Below are 16,573 nucleotides of genomic sequence, written 5' to 3'. Positions count from 1 at the left end.
AGAAAGTGTGAGCTATTCAAATGTGGCTAGAACTTCTTTTGCCATCTCACAGCACTGCGCTAGCTCAATGCCTGCTGCATAGGGATTCTTCTTCGCGTACTTGTCCCACAGCACAAGCATCGCCTTGTCGGTTGCTACCTTGTCGAGAATCCTCTGCCAGTGTGCCATCATCTCCGTGCTCCCGCGTTTGGCACACGTGCGCTCTAGGGCTTCCCGCAACGTGGGGATCTCGCACTTGTCGCCCCTGGTTCTCCAGAGAAGGAGTATGTCGTAGAAGTCGCGCAGTCTCGTGTTGGTCACGCCGCGCGAGACAACGGTCTCGAGCTTCTCGGCGAACACGGTCTCGAGCGGATAGGACATCAGCCTGACGCTTCCCCCGTCGAACAGGAGCGGGTAGTCGTAGGCGACGGGGCCGGGCGTGATGCTGTCGCCCGTGGTGACGTCGATCCTGAGGGGCACCGCCATAGGCGGATGCACCGCCTTGAGGTACACGCGTATGCCCGGGTAATCGTCGGTCTCTCTGATGTCCTCGGTACGGTCGAACTCGAAGGCCCAGTCATCGTCGGCGTCGATGGCTGCCACCTCGCGAAAAACCTTTTCGGCGGATTCACGCGTCAGCGTGAAGCCGGTGATCGTCGTGTCGAGGTCCATCGTCGTCCTAGACGCCACACCCACGAGAGAGGAGATGAGCATTCCGCCCTTGATGACAACGTTGTCGCGCCATTTGGATTTCGAGAGGCGCTCGAGGAGCCTCTCGAAGAGGTAGCTCTGCATCAGGGACTGCGCGGGGATGCCCGCTTCCTTCGCTCTGGCGTTGATGCGCGCCTTGAGCTGCATCGCGTTCTTGGTCCTCACAGCAGCACCTCTAGGTAGTTGCGGATTTTGGTCTCCACTCCGAGGTTGCGAGCATAGGCAACTAGCTTTATGGGATCCCGGTCCTTTTTCTTCACGTAAGATTGCATCGCCGGAACCACCAGCTGGGAGTCAGGCGTGCCCTGGCCGCGAACGATGTCGCAGAGCGTCCTCTCGACGTCATACGCCCTGACTATGTTGCCGTATTCCGTCTGGATATCGCAGAGACCGAGGCCTAGGACGTCGTCGGCGCAGGTGCGGCATGCGATGCCGGCCGCCTTGGCCGCGGTCGCGTTGTAGCTCCTGGGGAAGGTCATCGTCAGGGCGAAGGGCGCGCGATCGGTCATGCCGTGGAGGAAGAGCGCCGTGTCGTCCGAGAAAATGCCGCGCGAGAAGCGGTGCTGAGCTATGTAGAGGGGATCCTCCCACACGTCGGGAAGCGCATAGAGACCACGGTCCACCTGGACGAGCTCACCGGCGCGCACGGCTTCTGTGAGCTTGCGTCTGGGAATTCCGGCGTCCGTCACCTGAGCGCTGGTGATGTAGCCGTTGCAGTTCGTGGCTATGTCCGACAGAGCGTCCGTCTCTTCTCCTCTCACATGCGTACTAACGCGCTTAATATTATCTAATATTCAGCACAAATGTACAACTGGCAAGTGAGAAGCAGTAAGACACGCTCACATCGCTGTATGAAGAGCATTTCCGCAGGTTAACGCTCATGAAATAGCCCCGATATCCGAAAATTTCGACGTTTTCTCGCGTTTGTCACTCCTCAAAAGTCCCGGTGGCTTTATCCTATTCCCACCACTAGATGCTAACCACCGCCACTAGACGGGAGGCTTGCAACTAGATGGAACGAAGCCCCAGCTCACTCCCACTCAATTGTTGATATTCAGGCGTCCGTGAACTCACTATCTGCACTGACCTGCGATTGCATTTACTCCCGGCAGCTCGAAATCGTTCCGAAAACGGAACTAAACTGGAACTCAGCACCGAGTTCCACGAAAGCACGCGAAAGCGCTGGGATGGTAGCAGGTTGCTGGGGAGCAAATCCCTGACCTGCTAGAATGTGGGAAGGTTGTGCACAACTGAGTTCACATCGGCATCGCGGCTTCCTTACACGTCCCGGCTTTGCCCGGGAGTAAACGACCTGAACGGGTAAAACGGCGCCTGGGTCGATGCAACCCGGTTCACGTAAGTCGGTTCGCGGCAGGCCCGTCCTGGCTTTCCGCCCCCGTCGTTTTCAGCCAGCAGGCCACGCCCAGGATGAACAGCGGGATGCCTGCGACGTACCCGTAGATGGATGGCCCTGCCAAGGCCTGCCCGCCCGCGCAGAACATGAGGCCGATGTTGGCCGTGGCGTTGAACGCCCCATGCGCCAGGGCGCATGGCCAGACGCTCCCCGCGCGCGTTCTCAGCAAGCTCAGGAAGGAGCCCATTGCAGTGCAGGTCGCGACCATCACGAGGACCCCCGTCCACGGGAAGCCGGCGTAGCCCATCCCGAAGTGATGGCCCATGGCGATGATCGGGGCATGCCATATCCCCCATGCGAGGCCGGACGCGAGGACGGCGGCTCGCGGGGGCATGAGCTCGCAGAGCGAGGGGAAGAGCAGGCCGCGCCAGCCGGCCTCCTCCCCGAAGGCCGGCAGCATGTTGACGAACGGAGCGACCGTGAGGGCGAAGATGACTGAAACGGCGATGATGGACATCTCTGCGCCGACAGCCATTCCGCCGGCATCTTGTGCGGGAGCCGACATGGACTGCAAGAGGCTTTGCGGCATCGGGTCGAACAAATCGGGAAACGTCGCGAAGAATGCGAGGAGGCCCAGCGAGGCAACCGCCGCCGGAACGAGCCACGCGGCCAGGTACGCGCGAAGGTTCCCCTTCACGCGCGGACGAAGGCGCAGGTCAATCCTGCCCCCGGAACCGCAGCACCGATTGGCCGCGAGCGCGCCGACGAGGGGGAAGAACATGCTGACGGTGATGGGCAGGACCACCGCAGGCGCACCGAGCTCGCCCACGGAGAAGGAGTCGAGCGCCAATCCCGCCGCGATGACGAGACCCCAGGTGAGCGCGAAGGTGACGAGCAGGAACACGGCGATCCGCCTCTTCGCGACCGCCCTGCGGAAGGAGACGTCTCGATTGGCGCTATCCATGTGCGACCTCCTCTAGGCTCGCCACGATGCGCTCGAAGCGCGGGTCGTCGGACAGGGAAGCGAACGCCGGGTTCGCGGCAACCCCCTCCAGCAGGCTCGCCCTCACCCTCTTCTCGTCGCGCGGCATGTCGGCTCCGACGGCGCTCGCGCGCTCGAACCAATCGCCCAGCTTGTCGAAGAAGGCGTCCCCGTGGAACGCCCCGTCGAACCTCATGGCTCGACACGAGCGCACGTAGTCCTCGAGGCAGCTGATGGCCCCGTCTGCGTCGCCTGCGATGCTGAAGGCGGCCGCGAAGGAGAGGTGCACCGACGCCACGTTCCCGAACGCCTTTTCCAAGTCGAACGAGTCGATGATATGGAGTGCGCGCACGTGGGCGCTTTCGAGCCTGCCCGGTTCCGAGGCGTGAAGCATCGCGAGGTCGGCTAGCCGGCTCAGGCTCAAAACGAGCGCCTGGTAGAGCATCGACTGCAGGGCCGTGTCGGCCTCTTCCGTCATCCCGAGCGCGGAGTAGGCCCTGGCAAGGATGATGTCTGCGCCCATGTCGGGTGACACGGAGTCTTCCAGAAGCTCCGCCGCCTCCTTCGCCCCTCCCTTCATCAGCAGCAGGATCGCCTCGACCGACTCGGCCTGCCTTACGCAGCCCGAGCTCTTGGCGCCTCGGCGCACTCGGCCGCACAAACCGATGGCCTCCTCAATGAGCGGGCCGCGCGCGCCAGGGTCGGCGAGGTCAACGTGGTTCGCGTAGAGCGTCGCTATCTGCACGAGCAGTGGGTAGCAGGAGAAGTAGTCGCGCGCCAGAGCCCGGCACATGTCGTGCGCCCGGTCGAACGGACCTTCGGCGAAGGCCGCGCGCAGGCGGGCGCATTCCATGCGGATTGCCTGGTCGCTCATCTGCGGCCTGTATCCCACGAGCTCGTCTATGCTGATGCCGAAGTACGTTGCGATGCGCGGCAGCAGCGCTATGTCGGGATAGCTCTGCCCGGTCTCCCACTTGGAGACCGACGCCTTCGTGACCCCGAGGAACGCTGCCAGCTCCTCCTGCGTCAGCCCGCGTTCCCTGCGGTTGCTCGCGATGTTGCTCCCAACCGAGATTTCGACATCCATGGGCGCCCTGTCTCAAGTCCTTCAATCTCCTAAAAGGTTAAGGGGTCAGCTTCGGATGGGCAATCGAGCCGTCGCCCATTTTGATTGAGTTAATCAACCGAAGGTTGATTCGTCCTGGACTGAGCTGCGCGATTCCTCGGGGTTCCAGGCGATGTCGCCGACTGGTGGGGCGCGCGTCCGGTCGAAACTCGTTCCCCGCAGGTTCCTTTTGCCTTTCCAATTGCCACTGCGCCTGATTCTCCGGTAGCCATGCAGCCGCAAGCGCTCCTTGGAGTGAAATGACCGTTTTAGAGAAGCGGACCTTACAGTGGCTTAGCGTGTCCTAACTCCCCGCGCCACATTGCAGGGTCTCGGCAGAGCTAGTACACCTCTCAATACCGTCCAAGGAAAAGGTCTTCTTGGCATGAAAGGGCATTCGATTCGAGTAAATGCCAAACGAGAGGTGACGCATGGCAGACGAGATGTTCAAACTGGAGCGGACCACAGTGCAAGGGGCTGATGCCGCGGATGCCGACTTGTCCGACAATGGTTGCGTAAACCGCGAGAATGCCGAGGCGGAGAATCGGGGATTTGCTGCCTTCTCGACCTCAGACGCGAGCGACCAGGTGGACACTCTGCTCGACGTCTCTCAGGTTGCCGAGTACCTGCGCATTTCGCGGTCATCGGTTTACAAGCTCATAGAACGGCAGCAGATTCCCGCAATCAGGATCGGGAGGCTTCTGCGCGTCAGGAAAAACCAGCTCGACGATACGCTTCGCGCCATGGTTCACCGGCTCAATCTGCTCGTCCCCGTTGGCTCAGAACACATGTGGAACGCGGCCATGGAAAGCGGCGGATGCAGGCTGACCATGCTCGGTGAGCACTACAGGCGCCTTGTGCTTAAAAAGGCCCTCTAGGTTTCATTTGTAGAAACGGGCTTGCTTAACATGAGCTGCCCAGTCTGTCGGAAGAACGTCGGATTCTCGGAGGCCCCTTCGATGAAAGCGGCTGGTATCCCGTCTTCCGGCGGCCATTTGCATGGTTCATCATGCGAGAAGCCTAGATGCCAGTTTATGGACCTGTCGCATCTCTTTTGAATCCAGTTTCCATGAGGCCAGCTCTGCGGCAATCAGGTCCGGATGCTTCTTGCTGATGTCCCTCAGGGCGTTGCCGACGGACTTCCTGACGTACTCGCTCGCGTCCTCCCTGAGCGCGGACAGCCTGCGAACGGCCTCCTCGGGGTGCTCCCTGAAGTAGTCCCTGCCCGTCCAGATCCTCAAGCCCTCCGTTACCGCCCTCCTCACGTTGGGCTCGTCCGAGGACAGCCACTCATCGATTATGGGGAGGGCCTCTTCATATCCTCTGTCGCGGCAGCATCGGTCAAAGGACTTGGCGAGGATCTCCTGGACCCTCCAATCCTCATCACAAGAGACAACGTCCTTGAGGATGCGCAGGGCGCGCCCATCATGTGCCGCGAGGTAGCCGAGCAGGAACGCCCCGTACATCCTCACCTGGATGGTTTCCGATTCTCTCGCCGCCCGCGCCAGCTCGGCGACATCCCGGGCGTCTCTGGACGCGAAGTCGGCGGAGGCGCACCCCTCGATTTCCTTGAAGCCGTGTTCAACTCTTGCGAGAGTGGTTGAGAGCTCTTCGATTCTGCGGTTCATTCGATTTCACGCCCCTTGTGCAGCGATATCGGCCGGTGCAACACGCCCATCAATTCCCTGGAATACTTTATACTTGCGGTCCATCTCGTTTGGGAGAAGGCGACCGCAACGGCAGCACGATGCGGGCCCGGGCGCCGAGCACGCTCCCCTCCGCGTCCTCGCGGTTTGAGAGTTCGAGCCTGCCGCCATGCGCCTCGGCTACATCCGACGCAATCGACAGGCCCAGCCCAAAGTGAGCCGCGCCGCCCGCGCCTCCTGCGTTGGTGCGCGATGCGTCGCCGCGGAAGAACCGCTCTGCCCCGTGCGCGAGGGCCTCGGGCGAGAAGCCATCGCCGTCGTCCTCGACGGCGATGGAGAGAACCTGCGCGCTGCCGTCGAAGGAGAACACAAGCGCCACGTGGCCGCCACCCGCGTGGTCGCAGGCGTTTCCCGCCAAGTTGAGCACCGCACGCTCAAGGGCGCCTGCGTCCCAGAGCGGCAACGCCGCCTTCGCGGCGGCCGCGTTGCAGGCGTCCTCGAACGCGGTAGTGCGCGATGCCTCGAGAACGAGCCCGCGCGCCGCGACAAGCCTTCCCACCGCGCCCTCCAGCCCGTCGGCGAGAACTCCGGGGTCCACCGGCGCAAAACTCATCTCCTCCGTCTGCCCGCGGGAGGCCTCGACGATCCGGTCCACGAAGGCGTCCATGGAGAGCGCCGCGTCCCGCATCGCCCGGGCGGAAGCGGCCTGGTCCGCGCCGAGCGCGCCCGAGGCGGCGTCCTCGGCGAGCAGGTCAGCGTTGCCGAGTGCCACCGTGAGGGGCGTCTTGAGATCGTGCGCGAGCGCGGCGACCTGCTCGCGGCCTCGCCGTTCGGCCGCCCGCTGCGCCTCCAGCGAGTCCTTCAGCGCGGCCCGCATCGCCTCCATCGCGCGCAGCACGTCGTCGATCTCGGTCACGTCGCTGCCCCCAACGGGCGTGTCCAGCTCCTGCCTGCCGACGGCCTCTGCCGCAGACGTCAGGGGCTCCATCCTGCGTGTTATCACGCGTCCGGCGCGCATGGCGACGAGGGCGACGACAAGAACCAGCGCGATCAGCGCGGCCCACACGAACAGGTCCTGGGGGTTGGGAAGGGTGTCGCGCGTCACCTTGTCGGCCCACTGCGGCATGATCTCGTAGCGAAGCACGCAGCGTCCACCGTCGGCCAGCCTCACTGCGAAGTAGAAGGATGACGAGGCGGCCTCGACGATGCGAGGGCCGTCCCCATCGGGTGGGACCGCGACATCCTGCGCAGCTGCAAGCTGCGCATCGGGCATGTCGGACGCAAGGAGGGAGCCGTCCGCCCCGAAGCGGGCAAAGCGGTACGCCGAGGGGATGGCGCCGTCGTCGAAGGAGGCCTGGCCGGCCAGAACGCCTTCGACCTCTTCCAGATGGGCCTCGCCGTAGTTCGCGAGCAGGACGGCGCCGGACCCTATCTGCCAGGCGAAGGCGCCGGCGGGGATGCCCACGGCGAAAAGCGCGCCGACGAGCACGTACAGGAAGTAGCGGCCCACCACCAGGGCCAGGGGGATGCGCATGCGCCGGCGCGCGGCTTCTACGCCCGCCACCTGTACCCCATCCCGCGCGCCGTCTCGATAGGGTCCACGCCTGCGCGGCGGAGCTTCGCGCGGGCGTTGCTCACGTGCATGGAAACGGCGTCGTCGCCCGCGTCCGAAGCCCACCCGAGGGCTTCCTCGTGAATCTGCGGCCGCGAGAGCACCCGGCCGCGATGCTGCGCGAGGCACTCGCACAGGGCGTACTCGGTGGGCGTGAGGGGCACCACCTTGCCGCTTACAAAGAGCTCACGCGCGTCGAGGTCGATGCGCACATCGCCCAGGACGAGCGCATGCGTGCGCACCCGGCCCTCTCGGCGCAGATGGGCGGCCACCTTGGCCCGCAGCTCCGCGATGCCGAACGGCTTGCGCACGTAGTCGTCGGCACCCAGAGACAGGCCGCGCACAGCGTCCTCCTCGGCAACCTTCGCGGTGAGGAAGAGGATGGGCGCGTCCACGCGGTCCCGGATGCGCTCCACCAGCTCGAAGCCGCCCATGCCGGGCATCATCACATCGCACAGGACGAGGTCGTAGCGGGACAGGTCGAGGTCGAGCGCGGACACTGAATCGTTCGCGACGTCGACGACGTGACCGTCGCGAGCAAGCACGCGAAAGAGCAGGTCGGTGATCGCCCCGTCATCGTCGATTGCGAGAATTCGCGCCACGCGTCCCCACCTCCTTGCGCGCCCTGCAGGGTCCCTGCGGGGGCTTTGCCCTATCAGCCAATTTTATAATGATACACCACGTTCGCGGGCAGGCCCCGCTCGCCGAGGGCTCATCCGCCGCTCAGGGCGGCGCGCACGGCCTGCGGGACCTCGTCCTCCGCGACGCTCTGATAGTGCACGCCGGAGGTCCCCCTGGCGTCGATCTCGAGCCATCCCTCCCCGGAGGCCTCCCGTCCGAAGAGGATGATGGTCACGGTGATGCGCCTGCCGTCCTCGGTGACTCCCTCCACGTCATATACGTAGTTCGTACTCGAGCCGGACGCATCCTGGTACGAGTCCGAATGGGTGCCCGGAGCCGGGCAGCGGGCCCAAACCGTGCGCCGTGGCGTGGGCAGCAATCTGTCGGCCATGCTCTTGGCCACCGGTCCCGCGCCAGCGCAGCCGGTACATCCCCGCAGGACTGCGACGGCAAGCACGATTGCGGCGGCCAGCGCGAGGAAGATGAGCCCGCGCTTACGCGTTCTTTCCATCATGTCAGCACCTCCTCATTCTCCGCGCAAGGCGGGCTCGAAGCGAGAGATCCATGCAGCCGAGGCGCATGAGAGCAGGACGATCGCGGCGGCGCACAGGCCTGCAGCAGGCCCGATTGCGGAGGCGACGTGGGCCGCGGCGCCTGCCGAGCCCGCCAGCCCGCTCGCGATAGCCAGCTCGACGGGAAGGGAACCCAGGAGCGCCGCCCAACTGGTCGGCAGGTACGAGAGCGCATTCGCCCCGGCGGCGGTGAGCTCGCCGGTCATGAGGCCGTGCGCGAGCCCTCCCATCGAGAAGAACGCGAGCATGAGGCCCGCCGCGCCCGTCGCTATCGCGGCGTTGCGGCCCCAGCGCAGCGCGACGGCGTAGAGGACGAGGTAGAGCGGGGCGCTCCCCAGGGAGAGCCCGAGGGCGGCGCATGCCAAGGTGCCCGGTCCCAACGCCTCGCGCCCGGCTAGGACGAGGGGAACGGCGAACACGACCACAGCGAGAAGGAGGGCAAGCGAGCCCATCAGCCAGAGCGCGAGGAGCCTCGCAAAGAGCGCCACCCGCCTCGACGGGACGGCAAGCAGGCCCGAGAGACCCGTGGCCTCTCCCTCCGCATCCGCGTCCAGCCCGCAGACGATGCCCGCCATGAGCGGCATCAGGGAGCCGAGCAGCTGCACGAAGGCGTCCGCCCCCATGGACGCGTCCCAGGGGGCGAGGGCGAAATACGCCCCGCACGCCACACCCGCCGCCAGGGAGCATGCCGGGTGTAGCGGCACCAGGGGAGACCGGCGCAGGCGCAGCGCCTCGGCACGCAGGGCGCGCGGAAGCGTCATGCGCGGCATCGACGCACGCGAGACCCCGTCTCCACTCGCACCACAGTCTCCATTCGCATGATTCGCCATCACCCTCGTCATCGCAGCTCCTCCGATCTAGCAATCCACACCGCGCCGGCGGCCGTGAGCGCGGCAGCGAGTGCGCAGGAGACGGCGAGCGCAAGCACGACGTCCCCCTGAGACATCGACTCCACGAGGGCCATGCCGGCACTTGCTGGCTCGCCACTCGGCAGGACGGGCAGAAACGCCGTCGGCAGCACCATGGTGGCCGTGGGCGGGCAGGCGGGCCAGAACGGCACGGCCGACCAGCCGAAGCCCAGGGCCAGCTGCACTGCCAGCGGGACGAAGACGCCCGCGAGCATCCCGGCGCGCATCGTGAGGAAGAGCGTCGCCGGGACCATCCACGCGCTCGTGACGGTCAGCGCGAGCGCAACGGCCATCATCGCCGGCATGCTCGCCGCGCCCTGCGGCACCGCGAGCGACGTCGCGGCGTACACGGCGAGGACGACGAGGTTCGACAGCAGCGAGAGCGCCAGGCACCAGGCGACCTTCGCGCCCCAGGCCAGAGGCAGCGGCACGCCGACCGAGAGCAAGGCGCGGTTGCCCAGGCGCACGTCGGCGTTGGCCACCGTAGCAGCCACGAGCGCGATCGAGACCGGCATCAGCAGCGCGTACCAGTAGTTCCAAGGGGCGTACTGCAGTCCCAGTTGCGGTATGCGCAGGGCGATGAAGGCCGCCAGCAGCGGGAAGGGCAGGGCCAGGGCGACGGCCAGGCGCACCGGCGCAGCGTGTCTCGACTTCAGGGCCTCTGAGCGCAGGGCGCGCGCGAAGGAGCCGCGCGCGGGCAGGCCTCTCTCCGTCCTCATCGGGTCGCCCCCTTTCGGCACACGTCCATGAAGAGAGCTTCCAGGTCCTCGCCCTCATTCAGGGCGTCCTCGTAGGCAAGCCTGCCGCCGACGATGATGCCAACAGTGTCGGCCGTGTGCTGCACCTCGCCGAGGATGTGGCTCGACAGCAGCACCGTGATGCCGTGCTCGGGGAAGCTCCGAATGAGGCCGCGCAGCTCCTCGATACCGATGGGGTCGAGCCCGTTGGTCGGCTCGTCCAGGATCAGCAGGCGCGGGCTCGCGAGCAGCGCGAGCGCTATCCCCAGACGCTGCTTCATTCCCGTCGAGAACCTTCCAGCGCGCTTGCCCCCCGTGTCAGCGAGCCCCACCGTCTGCAGCACCTCGCCGACCCTCTCTTCCGGCAGGCCCAGCAACGTCGTGCGCACGCGCAGATTCTCTTTCGCGGTCAGGTTCGGATAGAGGGGCGCCTGTTCAACAAGCGAGCCGATGCGGTAAAGGTCGTCTCGTTCCCAGGGGTGCCCCTCGAAGAGCATCTGGCCCCCCGTGGGGCGCAGCATGCCCGTGATCATCTTGAGCGTGGTCGACTTGCCTGCGCCGTTGGGACCGAGCAGCCCGTAGACCTTTCCCTCATCGACGTGCAGGGACACGTGGTCCACCGCCGTCTGGGCGCCGCCTCCCCGCCCGAACCGCTTGGAAAGCTCGCGCGTTTCCAGAACGTATCTTGTCATGTCGTCTCCTGTCTTGCCGGCTGACCTTTCATATCCCAGTTTGGGCGGGCTTTCTAAAGGAACGCTAAAGGTCATGGAAACGGCTGTAGGAGTCTCCAGGACGCGCCCAGCGGGAGAAAACCTGCACTTTTGCGAAAATCGAGCTTCAAAAGATGCGCTGAGTTCAAACTGAGTTTCAGTTTTGGGAATCGGGGCGGCTTGGATGTGATGTCGTAGCACACGCGGTTAGCGCTGGGAACCTCGGCCTCCATGTAGCCGATAAGAGCTCACGCACATATCTAATTGCTTATACGGAAACCGCCTGTACTTCATGAGTGATGAAATATGAATCCGGAGTCTGACGGACCACATGCCCAAAACCGACTTCGTAGCCAGACAGGCTGTCGAGGCAGGAGAAGTTCCTCACGGCATCCTTCCCCATCGTTTCGGACACCTTCGCTTCTCTAACTCAAATCGAATTCCTGAGGACCGCCGGATTGGCCAGAAACTATCAGACAAAAGTTTCAGCCTAAACTTCTGAACTACATTTTCAAAACTTGAACCGTTTAAAACTATTGAACTGCCTCCCAAACTTGGACATCAAGAAATGGGAGCAGCTCAAACATGTCAGGCGGTCCCTGCAAGCAAGCAGCCAGGGGCCATTGAAAATCTCACAGAGCATGAGCGCCGCCATGGTGTGGTCACTTGCGTAGGCACAAGCGGCCTCATCGTCTCGGCGTCCCTCGCACGTGCGGAAAGGAGTCCTGATGCTCGCCATCAAAATCATGAACGAGCTCCTGCATGAGCCAGTTTGGACCTGCATAGAGGACGCCGGTGTAGAGACAGACAGCCTTCCCTTGGTTCACGACGATTCAGTCGTAGTGTCTTTAAACGGAAAGATTGGCAAGCTGTACGATTTCTACTACGAGTTCGGCTCGCACGGTATGGCGTGTTGGTTCAACGAGGGGCAAGAAAATGTGGACAAAGCTCGTACGCCCAAGCTTTTTGACAAGCTAAACGCACGCCTCGCTGAGATCAGCGACGGGCCATTTCATCGTCGACCATAGGGAGACGCCGCGCATCAGAGCGTTGTAGCCCCTAGCCTCCATACAGACACCTTTACTGCATAGATTGCTCTAGCGGAGCGGTCATATCATGGAAGATCGACGGGAAGGTAAAGCCGGGTTTGACTGTTTCGACGATTTCCTCTTGTCCAAATATTCAGACGCAATTAAGAACTTGTAAGCAAACACAGCGATAACCCGGCAGGCGCAGGAGGCTGTATCAAAAGCCCCTTCTTTTTTCATCATCTCACGTGGAAGAAGTTTGCCGTTATCATCTCATCAAATAAGGCAAACGCCCGCACTCGCACCACTAAAGACTACTCTGCATGAGAAGCGCTGGCAGTGAGACTAACAGGCGCTGCATGAGAAGCACTAAGCGCATGAGGGCTGTCGGTAGTTATGGCTGCGCTGGGAAAGTGAAGCGTCACTGAAAACAGATCTGCATCTATTGCAAGTTTCAAACTCCCACCTTGAAGCTCCATCAGACTCTGAGCAATCGAAAGACCCAAACCCGAACCTTCGGTCGTGCGTGAAGCGTCTCCCCGCACAAAGCGCTCTAGCAGTTCTTCCGCACTGATATTCAACTGCGTTGCAGAGATATTCTTGCAGCTAATGTCTACTCCCCCCTCAGCTGAGGGCTGAGCGCTGAAATAAGCCCTTGTCCCTGCCATGGCATACTTGGACACATTGCTAAGGATGTTGTCAAAGATGCGACCCATCTGCCTACCATCGGCATTAATCATCAACGGCTCGTCAGAAGTGGTGCATATCAGCTGAATGTTCTGCTTGTCCAGGCGCTCTGTCCACTCACCACCTGCCTGCGCCACCAGCACAGAAGCATCAAGCGGCGCCAGTGCAACTGAGATATTGCCTGTCTGTGCCTTGGAAGCCTCAATCAAATCCTCAATGAGCTTGCGTAGGCGCACAGACTGACGGGCGAGCACATCAGAGCATTCCTCAAGCTTGTCTTCATCGCGACCCTCTGGAGCAATAGCAAGCTCAGCAGAAAGCAAATCGGCATAGTTGATTACCGAAGTCAACGGCGTCTTGAGATCATGGCTCACATTGGCAATGAGCTCGGTGCGGAGACGCTCAGCGCGCACCTTGTCCTGCTCGGCATCAAGACTCAAGCGCAAGGCATTAGCCTGCTCATCTGCAGCCACAGAGCTCACGTGCGCTAATCTATTGATATCGCTTGCGAGCTCGCGAAGATTACCGCGCATCAAACTTTCATCCACCTGCGCTGTAAAGTCACCAGCAGCCAGACGCTTAATTGTTTTGCTTATATCGTCAAGACGGGCCTGGCGTTCACCCAGCATCACAAAGCTTAAAGAACACAGCGCTAACACCAGCAACGCGATAAAAAGACCCGAGGATACGCAAAACAGTACTACGACGACGACTGCGACATATCCCAGTGCCCAGCGCCAAAGGTGTGACCAAGCGGTTTTGATGTCGTCAGCCATCGCCCAATGCTTTGCCACAAAGAGCATAAAGAGCACTAGTGCACAATCAAGAGCGCACATAACGTAATAGCTCTCAGGGAAATCGGTCATGCCATGTGCAGCATAGATAAAAAAGGCATGGACCAGAGGAACCAACAAAAAGACGCTGATAACCGCCAAGACGCACATGAGCCAAACCCAAAGGGCACCAGCGTGCTCATTGGGGATTTGCTGGTTGTTGCGCTTCATCGTGCGCCTCCCATCTTGTAGCCGCGGCCCCACACCACCATGAGATAGCGAGGCTCAGCAGGGTTAATCTCTATTTTTTCTCGCAGATGACGTACGTGAACAGCAACGGTATTTTCACAGCCATACGAAGGCGCGCCCCAGACTGCCTCGTAGATTGCAGCTGGGCTGTAGACACGTCCAGGATGCTTCATGAGAAAATGGCAGATGTCATATTCTTTGGGTGTAAGCGCAACCGCTTCGCCATCTACGGTAACTTTTTTTGCGGCATCATTGAGTTCGATACCACCAAGCACAAGCGTTGTGGCAGCCTCCTCGTCCTGAGGATTGGCGGCGCCGAGCCGCTTGTATCGGCGCAGCGCACTACGCACGCGTGCCAATAACTCTGCAGGTACAAAGGGCTTGGTGATATAATCATCAGCACCCAAATCAAGACCGAGCACCTTGTCTGCGTCCTCACTTTTTGCGGTAAGCATAATCACCGACACATTGCTGAGCTTGCGGATTTGTACCAGTGCCGCCGGACCATCCATCACGGGCATCATCACATCAAGCAAAACCAAATCGATGGGACGGCTGTCTTCAATCCCCTGCTCTACCATCGCAACAGCTTGCTTGCCGTCATAGGCACAAAGCAGTTCATAGTCGGGATTTTGCAGATAAATCTTGAGCGCACCAACAATATCACGGTCGTCATCCACTAGAAGAATGCGATACATCTGAACTCTTTCTCACATAGACCCTTGCATTTCAATACAACGTTTCGTCAGGGCAGGTGGTATACGAACAAGAGCGTTTTCTCACGAGGATATATGAGGTGGCAGGCGGCAAGTTCTGCTTGTTAGACTTGACTTCTGCGCAGGACCCAGAGATTTTGAATCTGGCCCTCAAGCTCATCGTAGGTCCAAATCTTATTGGAGCGTTCTCTGCTATTGGGATCACGCACAACGATACCATCTTCCCTAAGACCAGCGAGAACAATAAAATGACCAGTCTTGGTAAAATCACCCCGGCCCATGATGCAAATAATGGGATTGCCTGCTTCGAGGTTTGTCTTAACACGTTTCTCTTGCAGGGGAATCTCGGTCACATCTAAACCTAATTTTCGACCGCCCTGAGATATGAGCGCCCAGGCACTACCCTCTCCATCGACTGCATAACCCTGGGCTGTTGCAAACTCGCCCATCGCAAGAGGCGACATCGATGTGTCCCCCGTAAGATAGATATAGGCCATCGATAAACAGCTCGGACCACAACCAGAAAGCGCAAAATACTGACCCGCATAGTTGGTATAGCCCCAGCGCTCATCCCACTGCAAGAAGAGCGGAACCATGGGACTGTGAGCGTATTCAGAAAGATCAATAGTTGGATGATCGTTGTGGTGCTTGTCATAATCCAAAACAAACTGGCGTGCTTCGGGATTGCGTTCAAAAAGACTGACAAGCTCGGCAGGAGTGGTCTTGGAAAGGCGTTGCCATGGCAGCAAGCCCTGTTGAAAACAGATAGCCCCAAGGAACGTAAACGTAAGGAAAAAAAGGATGATAACGCGCTTGAACCAGCCGCGATGACGATGTTGGCAATGCGCTCGGCGCTGATACGACCGAAGTGTTGAAGCGCTACGGCTATAGCGAGTTACGCCGCCTCTATAGACAACATCATTATGAGACATAGACCCTTCGCGGATAACTTCCATGCGCCCTCCTTTCCTGACTTGCGGCATTTCACGACAGGGTTGTATCGCTTAAGCACATTGTCTTCTGACCGCCCTTTAAGGAACCAGAAGCAAAATTCGAAAGATTTCCTTAACTTCAGGCATACAAATGGGTCTGACAAATCAAAGGACTACTTTGCAAAGACATTGAGCCCTATGCCCAGGCAGGGGGAGAATATGAATTACGTCACTATCAAATAGTGCGATATTGCCAACGGCATTGGCGTAAGAACAACGCTGTTTGTATCTGGCTGCCGTCGCGCCTGTCCGTTTTGCTTTAATCCCGAGGCTTGGTCTTTTGAATATGGCAATCCGTTTGATAAGGCGGTACAACAGCAGATTATCGATAGCCTCACGCCAGACTATATCCAAGGCCTTACTCTATTGGGTGGCGAACCCTTCGAACCAGCCAATCAACGTGGTTTGGTAGATTTTCTTGAGCGCGTGCGTCATGAATGTCCGCGCAAGACTATCTGGTCATATTCAGGCTTTACGTGGATAGCTGGTCTGTTGAGCGCTCATCTTGTCGGGAGCCTTGCCACTAGGCACATTACTAAAATCATCCATACGGTCGTCAGTGGTGAACTCAAGACTCAACGCCACAGGAGACAAGCTACCAGAGCAAAGCTCAGCGGCATGACCGTTGTAGGTAAACTTACTTGCCTTTTTGAGATTGTGGCCCGTATTCTCATAATCCATCTTGAAGCGCAAGTCCCACGTGCCTTTTTGCACCGTAGTCTTGTCCGCGCCTTCACCCGTACGGCTAAGGTCTTTAAGGTGAACATCCATCGTGGCACCAGCCCGTAACCCAACAGCGGTTAACGCTCATGACAGCGTGAGCGATGGCGTTCTCGTCAACCATGCAGAAAAGCCGACGGACAATCACTACACCTATACCGTTAAGGAGAATGGCGAGCTCGTCATCGGTGAGCGAAACGGCACCGGCAAGGACGGCAAGACGACCCCTCACCCGACGCTGGTCGGCGGCAGGGAGCCACGAGTCAAAGTGCTGGAATGATTACAAGGTCGAACGGTAAAGCTGTCAAGCATGACAATGAAGGCGGGCACTTCAAGGCAAACAACCTTTCGATGCCTGAGGCTGGCCTTCACAAAGTCATTCTTAGTGCTCGCAGGATGCAGAGGATGCGTATCGTATGGGACTGCATCGATGAGTTTATGCCACCTCAGAAAAAGAAAGACGAAAAAACG

The 16,573-nt window shown here is 60.5% G+C and carries 18 protein-coding genes; 4 read left to right on the top strand and 14 right to left on the bottom strand.

All coding sequences use genetic code 11. The features are described 5' to 3' along the window. Positions 1–12: 12 nt before the first annotated feature. From BN3001_RS06380 to BN3001_RS06365, 4 genes are all read right to left on the bottom strand, one after another. The gene (locus BN3001_RS06380; RefSeq protein ID WP_058270924.1) at positions 13–855 is read right to left on the bottom strand and encodes a nucleotidyl transferase AbiEii/AbiGii toxin family protein; all 843 of its coding nucleotides are present in this window, start codon (positions 853–855) and stop codon (positions 13–15) included. Continuing rightward, the gene (locus BN3001_RS06375; protein WP_058270923.1) at positions 852–1,451 is read right to left on the bottom strand and encodes a type IV toxin-antitoxin system AbiEi family antitoxin domain-containing protein; all 600 of its coding nucleotides are present in this window, start codon (positions 1,449–1,451) and stop codon (positions 852–854) included. Before BN3001_RS06375 ends, BN3001_RS06380 begins: the two co-directional genes overlap by 4 nt. Before the next feature lie 591 nt (positions 1,452–2,042). Then, positions 2,043–3,008 carry a CPBP family intramembrane glutamic endopeptidase gene (locus BN3001_RS06370; protein WP_058270922.1) on the bottom strand — a complete coding sequence of 322 codons (966 nt, stop codon included), beginning with the start codon at positions 3,006–3,008 and terminating at the stop codon, positions 2,043–2,045. After that, positions 3,001–4,113 carry a helix-turn-helix domain-containing protein gene (locus BN3001_RS06365; protein WP_058270921.1) on the bottom strand — a complete coding sequence of 371 codons (1,113 nt, stop codon included), beginning with the start codon at positions 4,111–4,113 and terminating at the stop codon, positions 3,001–3,003. Before BN3001_RS06365 ends, BN3001_RS06370 begins: the two co-directional genes overlap by 8 nt. Positions 4,114–4,562: 449 nt before the next feature. Between BN3001_RS06365 and BN3001_RS06360 the strand changes: the two genes are divergently transcribed. Next, a complete protein-coding gene (locus BN3001_RS06360) occupies positions 4,563–5,009 on the top strand; it encodes a helix-turn-helix domain-containing protein (RefSeq protein ID WP_058270920.1) in 447 nt (148 codons plus the stop codon). A gap of 129 nt (positions 5,010–5,138) precedes the next feature. Here BN3001_RS06360 and BN3001_RS06355 read toward each other — a convergent pair whose 3' ends face one another. The 7 genes from BN3001_RS06355 to BN3001_RS06325 all read right to left on the bottom strand — a co-directional run bounded on the left by BN3001_RS06355 (position 5,139) and on the right by BN3001_RS06325 (position 10,919). After that, entirely contained in the window at positions 5,139–5,759 is a 621-nt protein-coding gene (locus BN3001_RS06355) for a DNA alkylation repair protein (protein ID WP_058270919.1), read from the bottom strand. 67 nt (positions 5,760–5,826) lie between these two features. Then, on the bottom strand, positions 5,827–7,341 hold the full coding sequence (locus BN3001_RS06350; protein ID WP_235815068.1) for a HAMP domain-containing sensor histidine kinase: 1,515 nt from the start codon (positions 7,339–7,341) through the stop codon (positions 5,827–5,829). After that, positions 7,329–7,991 carry a response regulator transcription factor gene (locus BN3001_RS06345; RefSeq protein ID WP_058270918.1) on the bottom strand — a complete coding sequence of 221 codons (663 nt, stop codon included), beginning with the start codon at positions 7,989–7,991 and terminating at the stop codon, positions 7,329–7,331. Before BN3001_RS06345 ends, BN3001_RS06350 begins: the two co-directional genes overlap by 13 nt. Before the next feature lie 110 nt (positions 7,992–8,101). After that, a complete protein-coding gene (locus BN3001_RS06340) occupies positions 8,102–8,524 on the bottom strand; it encodes a YxeA family protein (protein WP_058270917.1) in 423 nt (140 codons plus the stop codon). 12 nt (positions 8,525–8,536) lie between these two features. Next, positions 8,537–9,343 carry an ABC transporter permease gene (locus tag BN3001_RS06335; protein WP_235815067.1) on the bottom strand — a complete coding sequence of 269 codons (807 nt, stop codon included), beginning with the start codon at positions 9,341–9,343 and terminating at the stop codon, positions 8,537–8,539. Between the two features lie 77 nt (positions 9,344–9,420). Next, on the bottom strand, positions 9,421–10,209 hold the full coding sequence (locus tag BN3001_RS06330; RefSeq protein ID WP_058270915.1) for an ABC-2 family transporter permease: 789 nt from the start codon (positions 10,207–10,209) through the stop codon (positions 9,421–9,423). Continuing rightward, complete coding sequence (locus tag BN3001_RS06325) at positions 10,206–10,919, bottom strand: lantibiotic protection ABC transporter ATP-binding protein (protein WP_058270914.1); 714 nt, start codon at positions 10,917–10,919, stop codon at positions 10,206–10,208. Before BN3001_RS06325 ends, BN3001_RS06330 begins: the two co-directional genes overlap by 4 nt. 746 nt (positions 10,920–11,665) lie before the next feature. Between BN3001_RS06325 and BN3001_RS06315 the strand changes: the two genes are divergently transcribed. Further along, positions 11,666–11,965 (top strand): hypothetical protein, encoded by a 300-nt coding sequence (locus tag BN3001_RS06315; protein WP_148362962.1) that lies wholly within the window; start codon positions 11,666–11,668, stop codon positions 11,963–11,965. Between the two features lie 314 nt (positions 11,966–12,279). Here the strand turns inward: BN3001_RS06315 and BN3001_RS06310 are convergent, their stop codons facing one another. From BN3001_RS06310 to BN3001_RS08225, 3 genes are all read right to left on the bottom strand, one after another. Beyond that, entirely contained in the window at positions 12,280–13,656 is a 1,377-nt protein-coding gene (locus tag BN3001_RS06310) for a sensor histidine kinase (RefSeq protein WP_058270911.1), read from the bottom strand. After that, positions 13,653–14,372 (bottom strand): response regulator transcription factor, encoded by a 720-nt coding sequence (locus BN3001_RS06305; protein WP_058270910.1) that lies wholly within the window; start codon positions 14,370–14,372, stop codon positions 13,653–13,655. Before BN3001_RS06305 ends, BN3001_RS06310 begins: the two co-directional genes overlap by 4 nt. A 122-nt stretch (positions 14,373–14,494) precedes the next feature. Beyond that, positions 14,495–15,346, bottom strand: a complete 852-nt coding sequence (locus tag BN3001_RS08225) for a C39 family peptidase (RefSeq protein WP_197407464.1) — start codon at positions 15,344–15,346, stop codon at positions 14,495–14,497. Between the two features lie 225 nt (positions 15,347–15,571). On the opposite strand from BN3001_RS08225, the gene BN3001_RS08220 reads away from it, so the two are divergent. Then, positions 15,572–16,171, top strand: coding sequence for a 4Fe-4S cluster-binding domain-containing protein (locus BN3001_RS08220; RefSeq protein ID WP_235815091.1), 600 nt, complete (start codon positions 15,572–15,574; stop codon positions 16,169–16,171). After that, on the top strand, positions 16,155–16,382 hold the full coding sequence (locus BN3001_RS08385) for a hypothetical protein (RefSeq protein ID WP_148362961.1): 228 nt from the start codon (positions 16,155–16,157) through the stop codon (positions 16,380–16,382). The genes BN3001_RS08220 and BN3001_RS08385 overlap by 17 nt, the downstream gene beginning before the upstream one ends. The last annotated feature ends 191 nt before the right edge of the window (positions 16,383–16,573 follow it).

The sequence above is a fragment of the Olsenella massiliensis genome, assembly GCF_001457795.1.
Classification (GTDB): domain Bacteria; phylum Actinomycetota; class Coriobacteriia; order Coriobacteriales; family Atopobiaceae; genus Olsenella_F; species Olsenella_F massiliensis.
The sequence above is the reverse complement of the archived record's forward strand: the minus strand, read 5'-3'. Positions and strand labels throughout refer to the sequence as shown.

Coding starts and splice junctions, on each gene's coding strand:
- BN3001_RS06370 (WP_058270922.1), bottom strand. CDS start 3,008: ATGGATAGCGCCAATCGAGACGTCTCCTTCCGCAGGGCGGTCGCGAAG.
- BN3001_RS06365 (WP_058270921.1), bottom strand. CDS start 4,113: ATGGATGTCGAAATCTCGGTTGGGAGCAACATCGCGAGCAACCGCAGG.
- BN3001_RS06360 (WP_058270920.1), top strand. CDS start 4,563: ATGGCAGACGAGATGTTCAAACTGGAGCGGACCACAGTGCAAGGGGCT.
- BN3001_RS06355 (WP_058270919.1), bottom strand. CDS start 5,759: ATGAACCGCAGAATCGAAGAGCTCTCAACCACTCTCGCAAGAGTTGAA.
- BN3001_RS06340 (WP_058270917.1), bottom strand. CDS start 8,524: ATGATGGAAAGAACGCGTAAGCGCGGGCTCATCTTCCTCGCGCTGGCC.
- BN3001_RS06335 (WP_235815067.1), bottom strand. CDS start 9,343: ATGACGCTTCCGCGCGCCCTGCGTGCCGAGGCGCTGCGCCTGCGCCGG.
- BN3001_RS06330 (WP_058270915.1), bottom strand. CDS start 10,209: ATGAGGACGGAGAGAGGCCTGCCCGCGCGCGGCTCCTTCGCGCGCGCC.
- BN3001_RS06325 (WP_058270914.1), bottom strand. CDS start 10,919: ATGACAAGATACGTTCTGGAAACGCGCGAGCTTTCCAAGCGGTTCGGG.
- BN3001_RS06315 (WP_148362962.1), top strand. CDS start 11,666: ATGCTCGCCATCAAAATCATGAACGAGCTCCTGCATGAGCCAGTTTGG.
- BN3001_RS06310 (WP_058270911.1), bottom strand. CDS start 13,656: ATGAAGCGCAACAACCAGCAAATCCCCAATGAGCACGCTGGTGCCCTT.
- BN3001_RS06305 (WP_058270910.1), bottom strand. CDS start 14,372: ATGTATCGCATTCTTCTAGTGGATGACGACCGTGATATTGTTGGTGCG.
- BN3001_RS08225 (WP_197407464.1), bottom strand. CDS start 15,346: ATGGAAGTTATCCGCGAAGGGTCTATGTCTCATAATGATGTTGTCTAT.